23 protein-coding genes are annotated in these 21535 nt (G+C 52.6%); 15 read left to right on the top strand and 8 right to left on the bottom strand.

The window, feature by feature from the left end:
- Positions 1-17: 17 nt before the first annotated feature.
- The 3 genes from NYE26_RS30010 to NYE26_RS30000 all read left to right on the top strand — a co-directional run bounded on the left by NYE26_RS30010 (position 18) and on the right by NYE26_RS30000 (position 3199).
- A complete protein-coding gene (locus NYE26_RS30010; protein WP_339252287.1) occupies positions 18-485 on the top strand; it encodes a tetratricopeptide repeat protein in 468 nt (155 codons plus the stop codon).
- A gap of 326 nt (positions 486-811) precedes the next feature.
- Positions 812-2518 (top strand): ABC transporter ATP-binding protein, encoded by a 1707-nt coding sequence (locus NYE26_RS30005; RefSeq protein ID WP_339252285.1) that lies wholly within the window; start codon positions 812-814, stop codon positions 2516-2518.
- 81 nt (positions 2519-2599) lie between these two features.
- On the top strand, positions 2600-3199 hold the full coding sequence (locus tag NYE26_RS30000) for a GNAT family N-acetyltransferase (protein WP_339252283.1): 600 nt from the start codon (positions 2600-2602) through the stop codon (positions 3197-3199).
- A gap of 427 nt (positions 3200-3626) precedes the next feature.
- Here NYE26_RS30000 and infC read toward each other — a convergent pair whose 3' ends face one another.
- Entirely contained in the window at positions 3627-4145 is a 519-nt protein-coding gene (gene infC / locus NYE26_RS29995; RefSeq protein ID WP_339252281.1) for a translation initiation factor IF-3, read from the bottom strand.
- A gap of 202 nt (positions 4146-4347) precedes the next feature.
- Here infC and NYE26_RS29990 point away from each other — a divergent pair, with 202 nt between their 5' ends.
- The 4 genes from NYE26_RS29990 (at position 4348) to NYE26_RS29975 (ending at position 8828) form a co-directional block, all read left to right on the top strand.
- Positions 4348-4929 (top strand): RNA polymerase sigma factor, encoded by a 582-nt coding sequence (locus tag NYE26_RS29990; protein ID WP_036691711.1) that lies wholly within the window; start codon positions 4348-4350, stop codon positions 4927-4929.
- Positions 4922-5770, top strand: coding sequence for an anti-sigma factor (locus tag NYE26_RS29985; protein WP_339252278.1), 849 nt, complete (start codon positions 4922-4924; stop codon positions 5768-5770). The genes NYE26_RS29990 and NYE26_RS29985 overlap by 8 nt, the downstream gene beginning before the upstream one ends.
- A 268-nt stretch (positions 5771-6038) precedes the next feature.
- Positions 6039-7769 (top strand): Imm51 family immunity protein, encoded by a 1731-nt coding sequence (locus NYE26_RS29980; protein WP_339252276.1) that lies wholly within the window; start codon positions 6039-6041, stop codon positions 7767-7769.
- A 132-nt stretch (positions 7770-7901) separates the two neighbouring features.
- Entirely contained in the window at positions 7902-8828 is a 927-nt protein-coding gene (locus tag NYE26_RS29975; protein ID WP_339252274.1) for a copper amine oxidase N-terminal domain-containing protein, read from the top strand.
- Between the two features lie 84 nt (positions 8829-8912).
- On the opposite strand, the gene NYE26_RS29970 is transcribed toward NYE26_RS29975, so the two are convergent.
- Positions 8913-9044: a helix-turn-helix transcriptional regulator gene (locus NYE26_RS29970; protein WP_081751006.1), complete on the bottom strand. Its 132-nt coding sequence runs from the start codon at positions 9042-9044 to the stop codon at positions 8913-8915.
- Between the two features lie 31 nt (positions 9045-9075).
- Positions 9076-9426 carry a helix-turn-helix transcriptional regulator gene (locus NYE26_RS29965; RefSeq protein ID WP_036722837.1) on the bottom strand — a complete coding sequence of 117 codons (351 nt, stop codon included), beginning with the start codon at positions 9424-9426 and terminating at the stop codon, positions 9076-9078.
- 165 nt (positions 9427-9591) lie between these two features.
- Between NYE26_RS29965 and NYE26_RS29960 the strand changes: the two genes are divergently transcribed.
- Positions 9592-10440, top strand: coding sequence for a hypothetical protein (locus tag NYE26_RS29960; RefSeq protein WP_036722836.1), 849 nt, complete (start codon positions 9592-9594; stop codon positions 10438-10440).
- 2 nt (positions 10441-10442) lie between these two features.
- Here NYE26_RS29960 and NYE26_RS29955 read toward each other — a convergent pair whose 3' ends face one another.
- Positions 10443-10646 carry a hypothetical protein gene (locus tag NYE26_RS29955; RefSeq protein WP_036722835.1) on the bottom strand — a complete coding sequence of 68 codons (204 nt, stop codon included), beginning with the start codon at positions 10644-10646 and terminating at the stop codon, positions 10443-10445.
- A 155-nt stretch (positions 10647-10801) separates the two neighbouring features.
- Here NYE26_RS29955 and NYE26_RS29950 point away from each other — a divergent pair, with 155 nt between their 5' ends.
- Positions 10802-11173, top strand: coding sequence for a RidA family protein (locus NYE26_RS29950; protein WP_036722834.1), 372 nt, complete (start codon positions 10802-10804; stop codon positions 11171-11173).
- Positions 11174-11295: 122 nt separating this feature from the next.
- Here NYE26_RS29950 and NYE26_RS29945 read toward each other — a convergent pair whose 3' ends face one another.
- The gene (locus NYE26_RS29945) at positions 11296-12105 is read right to left on the bottom strand and encodes an SDR family oxidoreductase (protein ID WP_339252270.1); all 810 of its coding nucleotides are present in this window, start codon (positions 12103-12105) and stop codon (positions 11296-11298) included.
- A gap of 315 nt (positions 12106-12420) precedes the next feature.
- Here NYE26_RS29945 and NYE26_RS29940 point away from each other — a divergent pair, with 315 nt between their 5' ends.
- Positions 12421-13116, top strand: coding sequence for a TetR/AcrR family transcriptional regulator (locus NYE26_RS29940; RefSeq protein WP_339252268.1), 696 nt, complete (start codon positions 12421-12423; stop codon positions 13114-13116).
- Positions 13113-13859 carry a sugar phosphate nucleotidyltransferase gene (locus tag NYE26_RS29935; RefSeq protein ID WP_339252266.1) on the top strand — a complete coding sequence of 249 codons (747 nt, stop codon included), beginning with the start codon at positions 13113-13115 and terminating at the stop codon, positions 13857-13859. The genes NYE26_RS29940 and NYE26_RS29935 overlap by 4 nt, the downstream gene beginning before the upstream one ends.
- Before the next feature lie 111 nt (positions 13860-13970).
- On the opposite strand, the gene NYE26_RS29930 is transcribed toward NYE26_RS29935, so the two are convergent.
- Positions 13971-15080: an NADH:flavin oxidoreductase gene (locus NYE26_RS29930; RefSeq protein WP_339252264.1), complete on the bottom strand. Its 1110-nt coding sequence runs from the start codon at positions 15078-15080 to the stop codon at positions 13971-13973.
- A gap of 219 nt (positions 15081-15299) precedes the next feature.
- Here NYE26_RS29930 and NYE26_RS29925 point away from each other — a divergent pair, with 219 nt between their 5' ends.
- Positions 15300-15884, top strand: coding sequence for a TetR/AcrR family transcriptional regulator (locus NYE26_RS29925; protein ID WP_339252262.1), 585 nt, complete (start codon positions 15300-15302; stop codon positions 15882-15884).
- A 138-nt stretch (positions 15885-16022) separates the two neighbouring features.
- Here NYE26_RS29925 and NYE26_RS29920 read toward each other — a convergent pair whose 3' ends face one another.
- Complete coding sequence (locus tag NYE26_RS29920; RefSeq protein WP_339252260.1) at positions 16023-17678, bottom strand: cellulase family glycosylhydrolase; 1656 nt, start codon at positions 17676-17678, stop codon at positions 16023-16025.
- A gap of 339 nt (positions 17679-18017) precedes the next feature.
- Here NYE26_RS29920 and NYE26_RS29915 point away from each other — a divergent pair, with 339 nt between their 5' ends.
- Entirely contained in the window at positions 18018-19085 is a 1068-nt protein-coding gene (locus tag NYE26_RS29915) for a polysaccharide deacetylase family protein (protein ID WP_339252258.1), read from the top strand.
- Between the two features lie 68 nt (positions 19086-19153).
- Here the strand turns inward: NYE26_RS29915 and NYE26_RS29910 are convergent, their stop codons facing one another.
- Positions 19154-19801 carry a Vat family streptogramin A O-acetyltransferase gene (locus tag NYE26_RS29910; RefSeq protein ID WP_339252256.1) on the bottom strand — a complete coding sequence of 216 codons (648 nt, stop codon included), beginning with the start codon at positions 19799-19801 and terminating at the stop codon, positions 19154-19156.
- 146 nt (positions 19802-19947) lie between these two features.
- Between NYE26_RS29910 and NYE26_RS29905 the strand changes: the two genes are divergently transcribed.
- Complete coding sequence (locus NYE26_RS29905) at positions 19948-21213, top strand: YncE family protein (protein WP_036722822.1); 1266 nt, start codon at positions 19948-19950, stop codon at positions 21211-21213.
- 71 nt (positions 21214-21284) lie between these two features.
- Positions 21285-21503, top strand: coding sequence for a hypothetical protein (locus tag NYE26_RS29900; RefSeq protein ID WP_036722821.1), 219 nt, complete (start codon positions 21285-21287; stop codon positions 21501-21503).
- Positions 21504-21535: the final 32 nt, after the last annotated feature.

Below are 21535 nucleotides of genomic sequence, written 5' to 3'. Positions count from 1 at the left end.
CCGGGAGGCTATGGGTAATGAGAGAAGAATTAATCGCGCAATTGAACGCTTGGCATGAGGCGGACGAATATGAAGAAATCGTATCCCGCATCAAAGAGGTGCCGACACCGCTGATCGATGAAGAGCTGGCGGTACATCTGGGCCGGGCGCTCAACAATCTGGGCCGCTACCGGGAAGCGCTTAAATGGTTCAACAAAGCGGCAGATCAGGGTAAAAAAGACCCGCTGTGGCATTTCCGTGTCGGCTACGCCCACTATTATCTGGACGAGTACGATCAGGCGATCAAAGCATTCAAGAAGGCGAACAAGCTGGACCCTGAGGATCAGGATACCCTCGAATTCCTGGAATGGAGCCGCAGTGAGAAGGCGGCGCTGGCCGCTGCGGACGAGGAGAGCGAGGATGCAGAAGAAGCTGCCGAAGCGGATTCCGCTTCAGATGCCAGTCCCGAAGCGGGTTCGGATGCGGCAAAAAAGACTAAGCACTAGGGCTTGACGGCCGGTCTGGCCGAGGCATACAATGAAAGTCAATCTTATCAAAGAGGTGAAATGGATGCCATTCCGTACTGTCGCAAGGAACTAGTTATCGGGCTGGGTAGAACGCGTACCAGCCACCAAGGGGGAGGTCTGTCCTCTTGGTCACAGTTAACTGGATTCTTGAACGGTGCCTGGAAGGTCATTCTTTGTGAGCCGGGACACTGAGTTATTCCGCTTGAAGACTACACTGCTGAGGCAGGAGTCTTTGGCGCGGAGTGGCGAGGAGAGTTCCCGGCTTTTTTGCCATACTCTTATGAATAAGATTGGAGATTGTGATCATGTTAAAAAAATGTCTTGTCCACCTCAGAGGGTGGGCCGCTCTGTATATAGGTCTCGGCTTCGCCATTCAGCTCTTAAGCAGCCTGGGCATTGTTGTCTTTCAGCGGATTCTGGATCAGGCGGTGGCGGGAACGGGCTTCCGTGAAATCCTATATGGGGTTATCTTCTACGGGATGCTGCTCGGCCTGAATGTCCTGCTGAATTATGCGGATGAATATCCCAGCGCCTATCTATCGAACAGCATCACAGAAAGACTGAAGATTATGGCCTTGTCCAAAATCTCCAGAATGGATTATTCCGCCTATCAGAACATGGGCACAGGCCAGATGATCAAGGTGATTGAGAACGGCGCGGCGGCCGGGAACAGCATTCTGTTTTCTTTTATCCTGAAGACGCTGCATGAGCTGCTGCCCACCATTCTCTTCAGCCTGCTGTTCATCAGCTACTATGACCTCAGGATCATGCTGGTAATTGCGGGCGGGTACGTGGTCATCTTCGGGTTAACGAATGTTCTGCTCAAAGTTCTCTACCGGATCAAGGAATCGGTGCTTATGCAGCAGGAGGCCATGTCCCGGTACGGGGTCCGCGGCTTCATGGAGCTGGTCGTCTTCCGCACCAACAAGAAGTACGCGCAGGAGATCGGCAGACTGAACAAGGCGGCACAGCAGATTATCAGGCAGAGCGCGAAGCTGCAGATGATTCATGAATCCTTCTTCGCCTTATTCGAATTATTCATTACGGTCATTAAGGTGATTGTGCTGTTGTACGGCGTGAAGAATGTGGTCTCCGGCCAGGCTTCTGTCGGGGTCATGGTCGCGCTGTTCATGTTCATTGAGAAAATCTATACGCCAATCGCCATCTTCAACGTATTATTCGTCGGCTATAAGCTAAACAGGGTGACCTATCAGCGGTTCGAGGCATTCCTGAATGCCCCCGAGGACCGGAATCTGGAGCAGGGCAAGGCGCTTGCGCAGCTACAAGGCAGCATCGAATTCAAGGAGGTATCGTTCAGCTATGGAGAGGTGCAGGTGCTGGACCGGCTGTCCTTCTCAGTCGCGCCCGGAACCTCGGTTGCCCTGGTGGGCTTAAGCGGCAGCGGGAAGTCAACAGTCATTAAGCTGATTACGGGCCTGCTCAAAAAAAGCGGCGGACAGCTGCTGGTAGACGGCACGGATATTGATGAGCTGAGTCTGGACAGCTACTATGATCACATCTCATATCTGTCGCAGGACAGTCCGATCTTCGACACCACTATCCGGGGCAACATGGTGTTTGAGCAGCAGGTCCCGGATGAGGAGCTGTATGCAGTGCTGGACAAGGTTCATCTGAGGGAGAAGGTACTGGAGCTGCCGGAGAAGCTGGAGACACGGGTTGGGGAGCGCGGGCTGAAGCTGTCGGGCGGGGAGCGGCAGCGTCTGGCTTTTGCCCGGGCAATCCTGCAAAAGCGGAATCTGATCATCCTCGATGAGCCGGTATCGGCCCTGGATAATATTACGGAGCGCAGCCTGATGGAGACGGTGTTCGCGGAGTTCAGGCATAAGACGGTCATTATTATCGCGCACCGGCTGAATTTCATCAGCGGCGTGGACCAGATTCTGGTCATGGAGCAAGGCAGACTGGCGGGGGAAGGGGATTTCGATTCCCTGATCCGGGACTGCCCGTCCTTCCGTACGCTGTGGAATAACGGCAGGGGGCAAACGGATTAAACTATCTTTTACCTTGTGGACGATCCTGTGCCTGAACTATGCTGGGGGCAGATAGAACTTGAAGGTGAGGGTAAGCGTATTATGAATCCGGTACTGTCCAGGATGAGGCTCGAAACGGAGCGGTTAATCATCCGTCCCTATATGGAAAGTGATCTTATGGCTTCGTTCGAGCTGATGCAGAACCCGGAGGTGCTGGCCTTCATGCATATGGAGGTCATGTCCATGCATGAGTATGAGGGGATGTTCCGCTGGCTGATGTTCAGCTATCATACACCGTTCGAGCTGCCGTTCAAATATTCGTTCGCCGTCTGCGATAAGGCCACAGGCCGGCTGATCGGCTGGTGCGGGACCGGCGTGCTGGAGTTTATGGCGCCGGATGCGGAGCTGTATTATCTAATCGGGCGCGAACACTGGGGCCGGGGTTATGCTACCGAAGCTGCTGCGGCGATGGCGGACTATGCCTTCGGTGTGATCGGACTGGAGCAATTATATGCCAAGGCAGATCCGCGCAACACCGCGTCGCTCGGGGTGCTCCGGAAGCTGGGCTTCCGGGTGAAGCAGGAGCTGACCGGATTGACCGGCGATTATGAGGATTGCAATGGGGAGCTGCTGCATGTGCTGAGGAAGGAGTGGTTTGTGGAGCGGTTTAAAGGTGACTTGGAGGAACTGGAACAAATTTAGCTGGAACAAATAACGGGTGCCGTCCCTGAGGGGGATGGCACCCGTTTATGCGTGATGGATGCAGCTGTATAGAATGCAGTAGTTTTGATTAATCGGCGGAATCTGGCACGTTCGAATTGAACATTCAGAGATAGTTGTATTCCGTGCATTTAAAACCCTGATAAGGATGGTTTTCCTCTTCTAACTGTAGCTTGTACAACTAAATCTGCTCGAATGGGGGAGATCCGGGTAAATTGGGCGATTTAGTTGTAGGAAATACAGCTAACTGCACATTCGGCGGTACATCTGATGATTTAGCTGTACGAAGTACAATTAAAGCATACCGCTTGCACCTAATCAGGGCATGGCATACGCTTAGCAAGCGGTTGGTTAAAGTAGCTATCACAAATGTTACTCTGGTGCTCTACTATGCTTCTAATGGATGCAGCTAATTCGCCCGTGGATTAACTCTAACCTGTGCGCCTTTGCCGCTGGTCTGCAGCCCGGAGGCCTTGGTTCCGGCCTCCTTCAGATCGGCCACGAGCCGCTCCAGCACAGCCTTCGCAGCGGCGGCCTCCTTGGCGCCGGAGGACTTTACAACGAGCTGCACCGGCTTGCCGGAGCGCAGATGCTTGTCCGCCTGACGCAGCTTCGTGTCGTAGTCATGCTCTTCAATATGGGCGGTGAAGCGCAGCTCCTTCACCTTCTCCCGGCTGCTTCCGCCGCCTTGTTGCGGGCGGCTGGTATCGCTCTTGCGGGCCGCTTGCGCAGCCGCCTTGCCTGTGCCCTTGGCGACCAGGCTGCAGGGCGGCGGGCTGCTCATCAGCGAGGTGCAGACCAGGTCGGCCCCTGCGGCTCTGGCCTTGGACAGCGCCTCGCTTCTGGATACGGTGCCGAGCTTCTCGCCCTTCAGCCCGGTCAGCTCGACCTCGGCTGCCTTAATCTGTTCATTCATCAGTACGGCCACGGTAATGATCCTCCCTTTGCGGATATGATATAGCTATCATATATGGAAGCGGGCAAGGCTTCAATAACGGCTGCCGAATGCCTGCAACCGTCAGCCCGGCAGGTTGAGACGGTTGTGCAAAGCGGTTATACTCAGTGGACGCAGGTTTTTCAGTATGGCACCACTGGTACTACTATATTGTCTGTTGAATGGGGGATGGCAATTGAATGACACAGCTGACGATAAGCAGTTAATTCTGCTTATTGCACAGAAAGACTCGAATGCCCTCGAACTGCTCTATGACCGGTATGAACGGGTCATCTATAGCTTTGCTTACCAGATCGTGAAGGATTCGATGGCTGCCGAGGAGGTTATGCAGGAGCTGTTCCTGCGCCTGTGGAAGAATGCGGGGCAGATTGACTTCGGCAAAGGCAAGCTGCTCACCTGGATGTTCGCGGTGACCCGCAATCTGGCGATCGATTATCTCCGTAAGCGGGACGCCAGGCTGCCGCGGCAATCCGCCGATTCCGGGAATTTGGAGCAGGTTCAGGACCACAGCGCGCTCACCGAGGATCTCGTTGAGCTGCAGATGGCGGGGGAACAGATCAGAGAGGCGCTGCTGGGATTAAGCCGCGACCAGCAACAGGTAATGGATATGATCTATTACCAGGGCTACACCCAGCAGGAGGTAGCACAGCTTGCGGCAATCCCGCTGGGCACGGTCAAGGGAAGAGTCCGGCTGGCGATGAAGCAGCTTCACAAATCGTTACGGCACTGGGGAAGGAGGGATCATGCGCATGAGTGAACACAATGAGGAACTCTGTGAATTGGCCGAATTATATACGCTGGGCGCATTGACGGCGGAGGAAATGCAGCAATTCGCTGCCCATGCGGCAGAATGCGCGGAATGCAGAGAACTGGTGGGGGAATACCGGCAGGTACTAGACCATCTTCCGCTTGCATCCGAGCCGGTTGACCCGCCCTCCGGCATGAAGGAGCGCATCCTGTCACGGGTGCTGGAGTCCGGGAATGCGGGCGCACCGGCAGCCCGGCCGGAGACCCGCCTGCTGAATATTCAGCCTGATGCAGAGCGGGCTGCGGAGCATGAACCAGTGAGGACTCCTCCGGCAGAGCAGGGCTTGCCCCAATTAAACATCCCGGAGCCCAAGAGAACCCGCTTCTGGGGGTACCTGAGCCTTGGACTGGCTGTGGCTGTACTGCTCCTGGTCGTCTACACCGGCCAGCTGCGCGGAAATGTGTCTGAGCTGAAGCAGCAGCTGGCCTCCGGCACCGGACCGCTCCAGGGGCTTAAGGTGAATGAGGCAGTAGCACTTAGTCCGGCTGGAGAAGGGATTACCGCCAAGGGTACAGCAACAATTGTCGCAGACCCTACCGGCACCCATCTTGTACTTCAGGCAGAAGAGCTACCCGAGCTTACTGGCACGGAGGTCTATCAGGTATGGCTGATCAAGGGGGACAAGCCGGTGAATGCGGGCACCTTCATCTCACAGGACGGAAACGGGGCACTGTATTATTCCTTTGACCCGAAGGCCTATGATACCATAGCCGTTACACTGGAGCCGGATGGTGCGGGCGTTACCCCGCGCGGGAAGATGATTCTCGCAGCGCCGATTAAGCAGGGTTAGCGGGCAGGCGAGCGGAAATGAATAGACTTGAAGCTGAACAGCCGGGAGGATGATTCCCGGCTGTTTGTTCGAAGTTAAGAATTTCTATGCTTTGCGCAATGCTGGGCAGCCTCTTTTTTGAGCTGGGGGGTCAGTCTTCGTAGCCGGAGACCTGTTTAATCTCCTGATTTTCCGGTGAATGGGTAATAGCGAATATACTGACAAGAAGCAGTCCTTCGGAATAGGGGACAGGCTTGTTTTGCAGTGTCCAATTAGGGAGGCTAAAGGCATGGATGAGGCGTTGCTGGAACAGGTGAAGCGTTGGCATGAAGAAGATGAATATCAGCAGATTGTAGACCGTATTCTTGAGATTCCGCCGGATGCAAGAGATTATGAGTGTATCGGCCAATTAGGCAGAGCCTACAATAACCTGGGTGAATATGGGCAGGCGCTGGAGCAGCTGCTCAGCATCTCCAAGGAAGGCGGGGAGGATCCGCTGTGGCAATTCCGCATAGGGTATTCCTACTATCACCTGAAGCAGTATGAGCAGGCTGTGCATGCCTTTGAACGTGCGGAGGAGCTGGAGCCGGGAGACGGGGATACCGCAAGAATGCTGGAGTGGAGCCGGGAAGGCGCCCAGCGTGAGACAAGAGAGCAGGCAAGACGCGCCGAAGCGCTGGAGGCCTTGAAGGTGAATAGAGAGGGGGGTGGTAGAGACCTTGGTGCATTCCTCGACTATTGCGCGGATTTCTGGGAGGACAGTGACTATGCCTTGAAGGAGTATGTGTCCCCGCTGCCCAGTGACGAGCTGATTGCCTCTGTGGAGCAGGAAGTGGGTTATAAGCTGCCGGCCTCTTACATCGCCATGATGAAGCAGCATAACGGCGGGATTCCCCGCAATACGTGTTTTCCGGTGAATGAACCCACTTCCTGGTCAGAAGATCATGTCGCAATTTCGGGAATTGCCGGGATCGGCCGCGACAAACTCTATTCCCTCTGCGGGGAGCTGGGCAGCCGCTTCATGATTGAGGAGTGGGGTTACCCCGATATCGGCGTGGTCTTCGGCGACTGTCCTTCCGCTGGACATGATGTAATCATGCTGGATTACCGTCACTGCGGCCCGGAAGGGGAACCTGAGGTGATTCATGTGGACCAGGAGAGCAACTATGAGATTACGTTCCTGGCCCCGGATTTTGAGACTTTCATTCGCGGGCTGGTGAATGAGGAGGTCTACGATACTTCGGAGGAGGATAAGCAGGAGGATCTAGAGAAGGTAGCGTCCGCTCCATTCTCTCCGCTGCTTCAGGAGCTGTGCGACAAGGTTACGGAAGTGGACGATATAGAGGGCGTTATCCGCAAGATATGCACCCGCATTGTAGAGAAGAAGGGCCATTTCTCACTTCATGTGGACGAAGAATCCACCCTGATGTATGATCTCCAGTTCTGGCTCTATACCAGCGCTTACCCGAATACGGGCCGTGACCAGTATCTTGAGATTTATTCCAAAATGATCGCGTTCGGCGGTGAATTCAGCACAGGCGGATATGCCCCGGGCTTCATCTCGGATTGGCTGGATGAGCGGATCCGGCAGGGAAGGATTGTAGAGACTGAAGGGACGCTCCGGTTCACGGATGAGGCGAAGGAACAATTGCTTGAGAAGCTGAAGGAAGCAGAAGTAGGGGGAGCTGTAGATCTGAAGCCTTTTATAATCGTGGAGCAGGATAATGGCGGCAAGTCCGTGATTCTGAACGCAGGAAGCTACAAGGCAGAAGTATTCGCCGAGAGGGAAGACGAGGGCTTCGAAGGGGGCGGATATGACTGGGCATCTCTGGCGGCAGTCTTCCTGGAGGAGCGGATGCCTCACCTGGCAGGCATTATCCGGTTTGACCCGGAGGCGGATATGTTCTGCGCTTATTCCTCTGATGGGGCTGCGCTCGTAGAGTTCGCCTATGCATTCAAGCAGGCTTGCGAGGACGACGCGCTCATCCGCGATTTATTCTCGCGGGCTGAGCTGGACTAGCGCGGATAAGACAATAACGGGACTGCCTGTATTATAGGGCGGTCCTGTATTGTTATAAGGGTACTTTCGAGGAACTTTATGGATTTTTTTGCGTCTCTCATATATAGAATGTAAAATTTAGGAGGGTGTATAATGAGGAAGTTGATCCTATGTTCATCTATTGTTCTATGTGCTGCGCTTCTGGCACCGGTAGCACATACGGCGTCTGCAGCAGGAAAGAGTCCCAAAGGAACACAAGTAGTTGTGAATAATAACGATTTAGAAGCCAAAGACATTCTTAACAAGAAGAATCAGGTGTTTTTTAGCCTGACTTCACTCCAAAGCTTAGGCGGGTTAACATTTGCCTGGAATAATGCGACTAAGCAAGTAACCGTGAAGGGGAGTGGCACAAGTCTGCAGTTGACCATAAATAATACAACAGCACTGAAAAATGGAGTTTCCGTTTCCTTAAGCGCTGCTCCGTTTATTCATAATGGTAAAACCATGATCCCTTTACGTTTTGTTGCCGAAGCGTTGGACGGTTCAGTAACTTGGAATCCAGACACCCAAACGGCATTTGTGTCAAAACCAAGTGCGAAATTGTTGGCTGATGTAAAGAGCAGCGAGTTAAGCACTGCGAGAAATGCTGCGATTAATCTTCCCAGAGTTTCACAGCTCAAGAAGGACTTTGAACCCTCGCTGGAAACCGCCAGTCTCCAATATTATTTTCCGGCAACTACAAAGGACCGGTTCATCGAGGTTAATAATAATGTAATCCGTTATTATCAGTTGACGAAGAACACAGCTTACCTTAAGTGGCAGGCTCTCACTGGCGACAAGGCCGGTAAGCAAGAGAACCTTTATTTCATAGGCCGCTCTTTTACGCAGCAGGATGGTTCCTTACCGGATTTTACAGCTACGACCTTCGCAAGCTTTCGCTGGATGCCTCATATTACTTCCACGGGGTATGGTTTGATTAATAAGGAAAACTGGAATGAGGTTATTTATAAAGAAGCCGAGGTTCCTCAACCTAAACTGAAGGAAAATTATATTATTGTGGATATTCCAGAGGAACAATGATGGGTGATCCTATGGTGGCTGTTCTGGGATTGCCGTGACTCTAGAGAATGTAAGGCTGGGTGTTAGTAACCGCCCAGCCTTACATCAAGCCACATAATTGGTATGTAGACCTGACCGTTCTGCAAGCTGCTCTTGCGAGAGGTTCATTTCTTTGCGCAATCTTCGGATGCGTTCTCCGATTCTTTTTACAAGCTCTGTTTTGGACTCGTCTGGCATCTTGGCTCACCTCTTAGAAGTAAGGCTTAATTTAGTTAGTATCCTTTCTTCCAGAGATATCTAGTGTAACAATCACTTCCCGATTTATTTTAGTGAGGGCAACTATTTCTTCAATACTCCTATCACTAATCAAAATCATATGTTCATCTAACACCTTGCGGCGGTCACTTTCATCCTCAAAGCGAAAAATTTCTATTGCTGGAACTTGGAAGGCAGCTATTATTTTCTCCAGTGTCTCCAAAGAAATGTTACGGTCTCCCCGTTCAACACCACCTATGTAACTGTAGTGCAGTGACGCTGCCTCAGCTAGTTGCTCTTGTGTCCATCCTTTGGCCTTTCTGAGTTCACGTATCCGATTTCCTACACTTTCTGGTAAATTCATGGTATCACCTCCACTTAAGGTTAGAAGAGGCGCGCTAACCATTACAGATAACTAAACTCAAACTTAATGAATATTAAATTGTACTTAAAAGTACTAATTGTATTGACCAAATATACATTCAGCTATACAATTAACTTAAAATGGATAATAAAGGAGGCCCCACCCATGCGCCCTTCTATCCTGAAATTACTTCATCCGGACATTATCGTTGAAATGCTGGAAATGGCATATCGCTTAGAGGATTGGGACAAGATGCTGAACACGGCGGGTATTCTTTACAGCTATGCACAGTGTATCTATGAGGAGCGGCAGTATCACAAGGCTAAAGGGCTTCCGGTACCGCTTATGGACTCGCAGCTTCCCCTCGTGTATTACTTCGGGTTCAGTCACATGATGCAGGGCATTGCCTATCAGCAACAGCGGAGGTATGAAGAGGCTAGAGAGATGATATACCGCTATGCCGAGCTTGGCTGGATGGAGGATTTGGGAGTAGAGGGGGAGGAAATTGCCGGAGAATTCAGATATTTGGCCCGTGCCAATCTGTATATGGTAGAGATTCTGTCTGGCAGGACGGAATTGCTGGAGGAGTATGCCCATTTCTTACAGGCTAATCCCGAGGAGCTGCTGCCGGGGTTAGGGACTATTTTGCAGGCAGCGGTGCATTACGGACTAGATGTGGATGATCTGCTGCATACGTTCGCGGAGCAGAGTGCCGGGTTTGGGGACTATGAGGATGCGGGCAATCTCTCGCATTATTTCGACTATTGTTATTATTTGGCTCTCTATCATAAACGGGCAGCCAGACTCCCCGAGGCGCTGAACTGGACGATGCAATCTTTAAGGCTGGCCCACCAGGCCGGACATGACGGGAATTTCAAGCGCTGTCTTGCACTATTCGAATTGCTGCGTGGGAAAGTGACGGTAGAAGAGGAACGGCGGTACCGTGAGGTACTGGCAGAGTGTCTGGAGCAGGCTGCTTTGGAGCTTCCTGAAACTCCGCTTGTGGGAGTCTAAGGTCAAATTGAATTCTTGTTAAGCAAAAGAAAGAGAATGCCGCCAATAATAAAGCCGCTTATTAAACCAGCCAATACAGATTTGAGAATACTGAGTGCAATGTCCATCCCCGTACTGTCGGGGGTCGATATGATATTCATAATGAACAGCAGGCTAAACAGGGCGGATGTAATCAGAAAAGACTTTGATTTCAGGAATCGCTTCATGGTTCTCCTCCATTCAGAAATTTCTCTGTTAAATATGATAATATAAGTCTTTTTGCAATAATACCATATTCCTCCTCTCAAAATATGTCATACAGATGTATAATTTTCCCTGCTATACTGGGTTTATCTCAGGCGAGAAGGAGACAAGAACCAGAATGGGCGAGATCATTAGACATGATGTGAATGAGGAATATGCATACTCCGGTTTTGTAGAGGCGGGGGACTTCATTTTCCTGAGCTTCTGTGTAGGTAATGTTGGCGGGACAGTGGAGGAGCAGGTGGACGGTGCGCTGAATGATATGAGCGGCCGTCTGGGTCAGGTAGGTCTTACCCTAACTGATGTGGTGAAGGTGGACATTCTGCTGCGGGATGTGTGGGATATTCCGGTTATGGAAGAGGTGTTCAAGCGCAGATTCGAAGGCAAGTACCCTGCCCGCAAAACGATCTCCACCGAGTTCGCGCATGTGGGCGGCCCGGATGGACTGAAGGTCCAGATCGACGGTGTAGCGTACCGTCCACGTACGTAGCGGTAATTCCAACCCCAAGAGCAGCCCTCCTGCCGGGATGAGCTGCTGTTTGGGTTGCCTAAAAGTTGCGGCTGGATACATGACTTAGGGCAGCGGTGATACCATACAATGTTCCTTCAGGATTATGACGGCTGTCCATTATGCTCCTTCGGGGCAGGGCGAAGCATGCTGCCAACCAGCCGCAGGCTTTGTCTGCGGGTCATGAAGCGGGAGATCTGGGCGCCCAGGTAATTGCGGAATCCGGGGACAATGTACTGTTTTCCTCGGGCCATAGCGCGCAGTGTAATTGCCACTACCCGCTCAGGCGAGTCCTTCGCGCCGCCGACGGAAGCATCCTCCGTACCCACTACGTTGAAGAAATCCGTCTCTGTTGAGCCTGGGCACAGGGCCAAAAATTGCACACCGCGATCACGATTCTCCCAGTAGAGGGCATCGGTAAAGGACAAGACAAAAGCTTTGGTCGCCCCATAGACGGCCATATAAGGCAGCGGCTGAAAGCCTGCCGTAGACGAGACATTGATAACGGCGCCTGACCCATTGTGGAGCATTGCGGGAAGGAATAAATGAGTCATATCCACTACAGCGGCGACGTTCAGCATCACCTCATCATGCTGGCGCTCCCCGGAGACCTGCTCGAACAGTCCGTGGGTGGCGAAGCCCGCATTGTTAATCAGGAGATCGATGCTCAGGCCTAGCTGCTGGCAGGTCTGATACAGCTCTCCGGCAGCAACTTGAAGCGATAGATCCTGGGGAATTACCCGGCACTGTATTCCATGGCTTCGGGTCAATTCGGCTGCGAGCGCATCCAGTTTACCTTTGGATCTGGCTACAAGCACCAGATGGCTGCCTTTCTTGGCGAGTTGTCTGGCGAACTGTTCGCCGATTCCCGAAGAGGCTCCGGTGATTAACGACCATTTTCCTTTAATATTCATAGTTTTGCTCCTTCTACAACAGTGTTTTATAATGGAAACAACGTTACCAAATTGCGAAAAAAATATGACCGATCCTAGCGGGCATAAGTTCGTTCTTAGTGGCATAAGTTCTTTCTCAGCCGTATACGTCCGTGTTCGGCGGCGTTAATACAATTGGTAACATTGTTTCTTATATGAATCATAGTAACCAAAAGAATACTGCTGTGTCAATCTGTTTTTTTCGCATGAGGGTTCAATTGACAACCTATGTTCAAATGTTTAGAATTCCTGTTAGAACCCGGCAACTCTGTTGCTGGTCAATAACATGATAACCGAATGAAGGTGATTCTTATCCGTAGCGAAGACAAACCTACACCCTCCACGGGGCGGGTATTAAAAACATATCAGGAAGCCCGTCTGCAAAATACGGAGAATCTCCGTAAGCTGGTGGTTGATGCCGCCGCAGCTATTCTGCAGGAAGAGGGGCCAGAGGCCGTTACTGTCCGTAAAGTATCGCAAAGGATGGGCTGTTCCACTAAGATCATCTACAGTTTGTTTGTCAATAAAGAGGGTTTGGCCCAGCAATTATATCTGGAGGGCTGCAAGCTACTGGCCCAGCGGTTTGAAGAAGTGCCGGCTTCTTCAGATCTGTTACAGCATCTGCTGGATCTGGGCGAAGCCTTCTGGCAGTTCGGACAGGAGCACAGCAGCTACTACAAGCTGATGTTTGGAGGAGCTTTTGCCGAGTTCAAGCCGGATGCGGAGAGTATGCAGGGAACACTGACCGCCATACGCCAATTACAAGTTCTAATCATTACCGCCCAGCAGCAGGGACTGATTTCGGACCAGGAAGAGACCGGGGCTCTTGTCGCCGCCATATGGTCATCGCTGCACGGTGTAATTCACCTGTATATGGGCGGGTTCCTTGGCGATGCCGATGCCGCCCATACCGTATACAAACAAACCATGGTTCTGCTGTCCAGAGCCTTATTCGCAGCATCTACACCGGACAGAGGAGCGGATAGAGGATGATTGCATTAATCTTGGCTGCGGGGTATGCGACCCGCCTGTATCCATTAACGCTAGACACGCCCAAGCCGCTGCTCCCGGTTCAAGGAAGCCGGACGATTCTGGATCTGCTGGCCGCCCGTCTGGAGGTGCTGGAGGAGATCTCGGAGATTCTCATTGTGACGAATGACCGCTTCTTCCATGCTTTTGAACAGTGGCAGCAGCAGTATAAGGGCATGAAGCCGGTTCGCGTTCTGAACGATGGCACTTCTTCTCCTGAGGGGCGGCTAGGCGCGATTGGCGATATCCAGTTTGTGCTGGAGCGGGAGCAGCCGCAGGAGGATCTGTTGGTTCTGGCAGGCGATAATGTGCTGGGATTCGGCCTTGAGGGGTACTTGGACTATTTTCATAAGGTGGGTACCGACTGTATTCTTGTCCGTAGGGTGAATGATCCGGCAGAGCTGCACAGTATCGGCGTGGCGGAGCTGGATGCGCAGAATCGGGTCTTGTCCCTGGAGGAAAAGCCGCAGGCGCCCCGCTCGAACATTGGCGTATTCGCGCTGTATATCTACAAACGGTCTACGCTGCCGTTGTTCTCCCGTTATCTGGCGGAAGGGGGCAACCCGGATGCGCCGACTTATTTTCCCGAATGGCTGCATTCCCGCCAGGAGATGCGGGCCTACTATACGGAGGGCACGATAGAGGATGTCGGCACCCCGGAAGCCTATGCGCAGATGCGGGCGAGGCTGGGGGAACAGGCAGAGTGACCTGGGTTAACAATCCAAAAAACGCACGGGTACAGAGAGAATTTCTCATTCCCGTGCGTTTTATTTGGCAGAGAAAGGGTAGTCGAGCGGTTCTTGGAGATTATCTATGATTCAATACAATTGGGCCGCCGCCTCTGGAGTAAAAGCTTGAATCTCTTCCAGCCTGCCCTCACGGATTTTCTTCGCCCATGCCGGATCACCCAGAAGTGCGCGTCCAACCGCTACCAGATCGAACTCCTGGTGGTCCAGCCGCTTCAGCAGCTCCTCCATCCCTTGATGGTCTGCTTCCCCGCCTTCAGCGGGAGCATTGTCCATGCCTACGGAACCAACGGCAATCGTTGTCTTCCCGGTAAGCTTCTTCACCCATCCGGCGAGACCCAGCTCCGAGCCCGCGAATTCCGGGTCCCAGAACCTGCGGGTCGAGATGTGGAAAATATCCACCCCTGCCTGTACCAGCACATCCAGGAATTGCTCCAGCTGCTCCGGTGTATCCACCAGCTTCGCCATGTAATCCGCCATCTTCCACTGGGACAACCGGATGGAAATCGGATAATCCGGTCCGACTACAGCGCGGACGGCCTGGATAACTTCGGCTGCAAACCGGGTACGCTTCAGGAAATCGCCGCCATAGCGGTCCGTCCGCTGATTGGTTATTTCCCAGAAGAACTGGTCAATCAACAAGCCGTGACCGCCGGAGAGCTCTATTCCGTCGAAGCCAGCTTGCTGTGCATTCACTGCCGCATCGGCATAGGCCTGAATGACCCCGGCAATTTCTTCTTCTGTCATCGGCTCGCTTATCTTGTTCCCCTGCATGTCGAGTCCTGATGGCCCGATTGATGGTGCATCCGGGTGAGGCTGGGAACCCATGGGCCGAATCATTCCCATATGTGCCAACTGCGGAAAAATGATACCGCCGGCCTCATGAACCTGTCTAACGACTTCACGCCAGCCGTTCAGAGCGGCCTCACCAAAGAGACTAGCCAGTCCCGGATCACTGCTTGCTGCCGGATGGTCAATCATACCAACGGTGATGATTAGCCCCACCCCATTCTCAGCACGGCGGCGGTAATACGCTGCCATATCCTCACCCGGTACTCCCTCCGGTGAAAAAGCACGCGCCATCGGTGACATTACAATCCGGTTGGGTATAGTTAATTGTTGAACCGTGTACGGTTCAAATAAGGTCTCCAGTGAATGGATTTGCTCCTGTTGTTTAGCCATGGTTAACGCCTCCTGTAGGTTGAATGATTATTCTCAAAGCGGGGTATGAATGCAATAGTAACAAGCTCCAATCCTCCCTTCAACCAACAAACTGCCCAAGTTGTTGCTTAAGCTAGAAGCTGGATAAACTGTCGTATTGGCAGATCCTATTTGTTGTGTACAGAGCACATGTTTATAATTAAGAGGATTATAATCTCTTCTGAAAGGGGCGCTCCTTGGATGGCTGGCATACTTCCCCCCAATCCGAACGACCCGCGGGTGATTCGGACCCGTCAATTAATTCTGGATGCCTTCGTCCGGCAATTGAATATCATGGACTTCAACTCGATAACCGTCGGCGACATTACCAAAGCAGCTACGATTAACAGGACCACCTTTTATGCACATTTCCAGGATAAATATGCGCTGTTCGAAGCCTTTTTGTTAGATGCCTTTACGAATATGGTCCTCCATAAAGTCGATGCAAAAGGACCGTTGACTGAGAAAACGCTTCAAGAGCTGATAGTAGCATTATGTAATTATCATGAAAACAGCCACCGCTGTTTCAAAAGATATGATTCTGTAGCTCTCTTGCTTGAAGAGAATATTAAGCTGCATCTCGAGAAACTTATCCTGCAGCTGATCTCCGGATCAGCTGCGGCTACAGATTCGAAGCCGCTTGCAACTGCCGCCATCCTGCTAAGCTGGTCCTTATATGGCGTAACCTACCGCTGGAATCTGGAGGGAAGATCAGAGTCTTCCTCCAAACTGGCGGAGCGGGTAATGCCGCTGATCACGGGCGGATTTCCCATGAGCCCCCAATGACCAAAAACGCAGAGCAGCGATCCTCCGAATGGGGGAATCGCTGCTCTGCTCACTTTTTGTGGTTTTAAGAATGAAGAGAACTGTCTTCCGCCGTAGAAAACCTGCTTTTGGGACAGCCTCGTAGCCGTTTCCGCTTGGTTACGGCTCTACGCCATAGATCAGCGTTCCATTATGGTATACAGTGATCCGGTCATTGGCCGTGAAGCTGGTCAGCAGCGGCCGGAAGGAGTAATCGTTGGCCTGGCTATAATTTGCATAGTTATCCTTGTGAATACGGAACTGGATCTCTCCGGTCGAGCCGGAAGCTGCCAGGCTGCCTGCCCCATCCTTGAAGGAGATTTCAGCGTAGGCATCAGCGTTCGGGACCGGAACCGCGAGCGGGACGATGGTGGTCTGGATATTGTTTTTGCCGACGACGGCGTAGTCAATCTCCATGGTGTGTGCGGAGCTGCCGTCCTGGGTGAACCAGTAACGGATCGTGAATTGGCTGAGCGGGACAGGGACGGTGGAAGTACTCTTCAGCTGAAGACTTGCCCGGATGGAGCCCACGTTGTTGCCGGTCTCATCACTGCGGTAGAGCGGAGTGGCGGTTACAGGTCCTGTCCCGGGGCCGCCGGGCTCCTCAATAGGAGGGAAGGTGACTGTCTTCATGATCCGGTTCAGCATGAGCTGCTTCGGCCGGTTCCAGGTTGCCCAGTCATCCTGCAGCAGACCGCCGGTATCCCCGCTGTTGGGGTTCAGTGTCCAGTAAGTCCAGTAGAGATCATTCGTGCCGATGTAATCGACTAGTTTATTCTGCCACTTCCCTTCAACCGAGAGGGTGTCCACGCTGCGGCCTCCGAATTCACCCATGATTAGAGGGGCAATGTTCTCTTTGCTGATATAACCCCAGGTCTGATCCCATATAGCAGGCAGGTTCGCCGGAAAAGCCGGATCGCTGAACCACGGCTGCTCCGCCACCCCGGGACCGTAATCATGCGGAGAATACACCACTTGATTCGGCACGGTAAGCGTTACCGGATAATTCCGCACCCCGGTAAGGTTGCCGCCCCACCAGTACTTGCTGGTGTTACCCTGCACATTCTGCTCGATCCCTTCGACGATGATCAGCCAGTGCGGATTCACCGCAAGGATGGCATTCCCAGCCCGCTGGGCCGCGAGCCGCCAGTCTGTACTGAGATCACCGGTCCCCCAGCTTGCCGGGCCATGAGGCTCATTATGCAGGTCGGCACCGATTACCGTAGAATTATTCGCATACCGTGCAGCCAGCATCACCCAGTCACTGATCCAGCGGGATTCAGGATATGCAGCGGTATACCAGAGCGTCGACTGCCCGCCGGAATCGGGACGGTGCCGGTCCAGGAAGATTTGAATGCCGCGCTGGCCGGCTTTTTCGATTAAGGTATCCATAATTTCGATGGGAGTCAGACCGGCCAGGTCCGGGTTTTTGGCATAATCAATGCTGTTGGCCTGGGAAGCCGGATCGAACATTTGACTGCTGAACGGCAGGCGAATCAAGTTGTACCCTTCTGCGCGGACCTGATCGAGCACATCATCCATGGAACGCGACCATAATCCGTGCGGGGAATAGTTCGGCGTCTCGAAGCCAAACCAGTTCAGTCCGTTGAACACGGCCGGGTTCCCCTGCGAATCTACAATCCGGCTGCCCGAGGTGTGATAAAAAAGCTTCGCTGCCCCCTCAGCCTTCACCGGCTGTCCGGCAATAGCGGTTGTACCTGCAAGCAGTGTTAAAGCCAAAAGCATTGTCCCCAGTGTCCTGAAACCAAAGGTCATTCATCTTCCTCCTCGTAATATGATTCATGATAAAGTCGAACTTTATATCATACGGGTAAAATGAAAACCTATTCATCCCGGACGGGTCTAAATTATGGAAAATTTTTGAATAAAACAGGGACGGACTCCCGGCGTCGCCGTATCTCTCCTTAGTCGCTAGTAAGATCACAAATTCCAACAATCACATCTAGCTTAAAAAGGGATAAATTGCTATAATTACTAATGTAAGCGTTTGAAGCAACGGAGCGTATACATACAGGTAACGGCTTAACGGTTTAAAGTCCAGCTTCATAACACAACCTATCAGGAAACTATTTCATTCGAGAGGAGATTAAAAGAATGTTTAGAAGCAAAGCAATACAATGGGCAGCTATCGGGTCGCTTGTCGTGTCTTTATTTATGGGGTCTCTTGCAGCGGGCGGGGAGAAGGTGTTCGCCGCCGATTGCACGGCCGGTTATGTAGCTCTAACGTATGATGACGGGCCGAATCCAAGCAACACGACGAACCTGCTGAATGCCTTGCAGCAGAATGGCCTGCGCGCCACGTTCTTCAATGTCGGGCAGAATGCGCAGAACAATCCTTCGCTCGTCCTGGCCCAGAAGAACGCAGGGATGTGGATTGGCAACCATTCCTGGTCGCATGCGAATCTGACCCAGGTGGGTACCTCCCAGATTACATCGGAGATTACGAACACCCAGCAGACGCTGCAATCCATTACCGGCACAGCTCCGAAGCTGTTCCGTCCGCCGTACGGGGCGACTAACGCGACTCTCAAGTCCATCGAGGCCCAGAACGGCCTTACCGAAGTACTCTGGAACGTGGACTCCCAAGACTGGAACGGAGCGGGAACCGCCCAGATCGTGGCCGCTGTGGGCACGATGAAGAATGGGGATGTCATCCTGATGCATGACCAATACCAGACCACACTCCAGGCAGTACCGCAGATTGCACAGAATCTCAAGAACCGCGGCCTATGCTCAGGCATGATCTCGCCAAGCACGGGCAGGGCGGTTGCGCCTGACGGCGGCAATGGTCCTGGTCCCGCTGTAACGAAGGTAGAGGCGGAGAGCATGACCAAGGCCGGTCAATACACCTCGAATATCAGTTCCCCGTTCACCGGAGTCGCTCTGTATGCAAACAATGATTCCGTGAAGTACACCCAGAATTTCACCAGCGGCACCCATAATTTCTCCCTGCGCGGGGCCTCCAATAACGCCAATATGGCCAGGGTGGACCTCAAGATCGGCGGGGTGACGAAGGGGACCTTCTACTATGGCGGAAGCAGCCCTGCGGTCTATACGATCAGCAATGTCAGCCATGGAACCGGCAATCAGGTGATTGAGCTGGTGGTTACCGCCGATGACGGGACTTGGGATGCTTATCTTGATTATCTGGAAATCAATTAAAGCTACAACATTGAAGGGGGGGCCCCAGCCAGCTATCGCATGGCTGACGGGCACCCCCTTATTCTGGTTCAGCTTCGGCCTGCCAGAGCCCGGATCTGCTCCAGATCACTGCTGCACAGCGCCTCCAGATGGGCGGTGATCTTCTCTGGACTCCAGTCCCACCACTTCAGCTCCAGCAGCAGGGCGATGAGCTCGTCATCGAAGCGCTGCCGCAGAATCCGGGCAGGATTGCCCCCGGCAATATGGTATGCAGGAACATCCTTGGTGACGGTAGCATTGGCGGCGATGATCGCGCCGTCACCAATCGTCACGCCCGGCATAATGGTGGCATTCTGGCCGATCCAGACATCGTTTCCGATGACAGTATCGCCTTTGTAGGGCAGGTCCGCCAGCTCAGGCGTTGCCTGCTCCCAGCCGCCGCCCATAATGTTGAAGGGATAGGTGGTCACCGAGCCCATCCGGTGGTTGGCACCGTTCATAATGAATTCGGTGCCGCGGGCGATGGCGCAGAACTTGCCGATCATCAGCTTGTCCCCGATGAACTCATAGTGATGGGTAACACGGCTCTCGAAGGATACCGACTCGTCAGGATCATCATAGTAGGAGAAGTCTCCGGCGATGATGTTGGAGCGGGTCAGCGTATTTTTGATGAAACGGACTTGCTTGATCTGTGGATTCGGATGGATGTCATTGGGATTTGGTCCTGTAGCATGCAATAGGATCACACCTTTCTCACATGAATGGGGAGCCGGGCCATAATTTGAATCTAGTTATAGTATAGTCCAAGCGGCGCTACAGTTCTTACATATATTATGAGAGACTGGTAGTTTGCAAATCTCTTATCTAGGGAGGCTTGGCTGGAATGGCTATTCTATCAACAGGGCCTATTGAGAATAATGCAGTGAACGGTGTAAGGCCTACGGTACAGGTGACGGTCAAGATTGATAACCGGGATGCGGTGAATCCGTCTGCGATTCTGATCCAAGGGTACAACTTGACCCTCACCAGAACGCTGTACGTAAGCGAGCTTATTACGGTTTCCCCGGACGAGGTGATCACAAGGAATTACTTTGCCAATCTGAATGCCTATGAGTTTGTCTTTACAACGGGGGGTCTTGCTGAATTGCAGACGGAAGTCTCTGTGTGGGGCAAGGATTCAGCCGGGCGGCTGGTTACCGCCCACCGTCTTGTCTCAGCTGAGCTGCTGGGTGCTGAAGAGGGGGGAGTCACAGGCTCCGTCAACCGTATCTATGTTGCCAATTTCAACAGCAATGATGTTTCTGTGATCAACGGTGCTACAGGTGCAGTGATCGCAGTCATCCCTGTAGGGGTGAATCCTGCTGGAATTGCCGTGAACCCGTTAACCAACCGCATTTATGTCGCTAACTTGAACAGTGACAACGTATCCGTTATCGACGGGTTAACCAATACGGTGCTGGCCACCGTTCCTGCCGGGGACGGAGCGGGCGGAGTCGCGGTCAATACCGCTACCAATGCCATCTATGTTGCGAATTTTAATGATAATACGGTCACTGTCATTGACGGATTAACCAACACTGTGGTGACTACCATTATTCCCGCCGGCGGTTCTCCTTTTCCAACGGGGATCGGTGTGAATTCCTTAACCAATACTATTTATGTAGCTGAATTCAACTCGGATATTGTTACCGTCATTGATGGGGCTACAAATACGGTTATTACCCAGATTCCCGTGCAGGTGAACCCGTTCCGTTTGGCTGTTGATCCCTTGACGAACCGGATTTATGTCTCGAACTTCACCAGCAACACCGTATCCGTCATAGATGGTGCGACCAATACGGTGATCACCAACGTGCCTGTCGGCACGACTCCGGCTGAGCCGGGAGTGAACGTATCTACCAATGCGATCTATGTGCCCAACCGGGATAGCGACAATGTATCGGTGATTGGCGGATTAACGAATACGGTGATTACTACCATCCCGGTCGGAAATAATCCCAACGGCGCGGGCGCTAATCCCTTGACGAACCGCATCTATATTACCAATCAGGATGATAATACGGTATCGGTCATTGATGGGGTCACCCAGGCTGTGATTAGTGTCATACCGGTCGGCGCGCGTCCTTTCTCCGTGGGCGTCAATCCGTAGGAAGCCAGGAACAGGAATTCAGTATCATGCCAATTGAGGCCATTATCTTAACGAGCGAGGTGACTCATAGGATGGAAATAACATCAGCCGAAGATATCATGATACAGCTGTCGGGCATGGACCAGGAGAATTCTGTATCCCGGATCTACGTTCCCGGGATCGGCGAATTCATGATGGTACTGCTGAAGACAGACGACAGTGCCGTTGAAGACCCGGCCCGCACCAGCGGGGCGGAGGCAGAAGAGTGCACAATGCCGGCAGCGGGGTTAACAAGGAACCCCTACCTTTAAGGATAGTCCATAAATCAGCACGCTTCCCGTAA

Source organism: Paenibacillus sp. FSL P2-0136, assembly GCF_037975325.1.
Lineage (GTDB): Bacteria > Bacillota > Bacilli > Paenibacillales > Paenibacillaceae > Paenibacillus_AQ > Paenibacillus_AQ silagei.
Note: the sequence above shows the minus strand (reverse complement) of the source record. Positions and strands in the feature narration are given on the sequence as shown.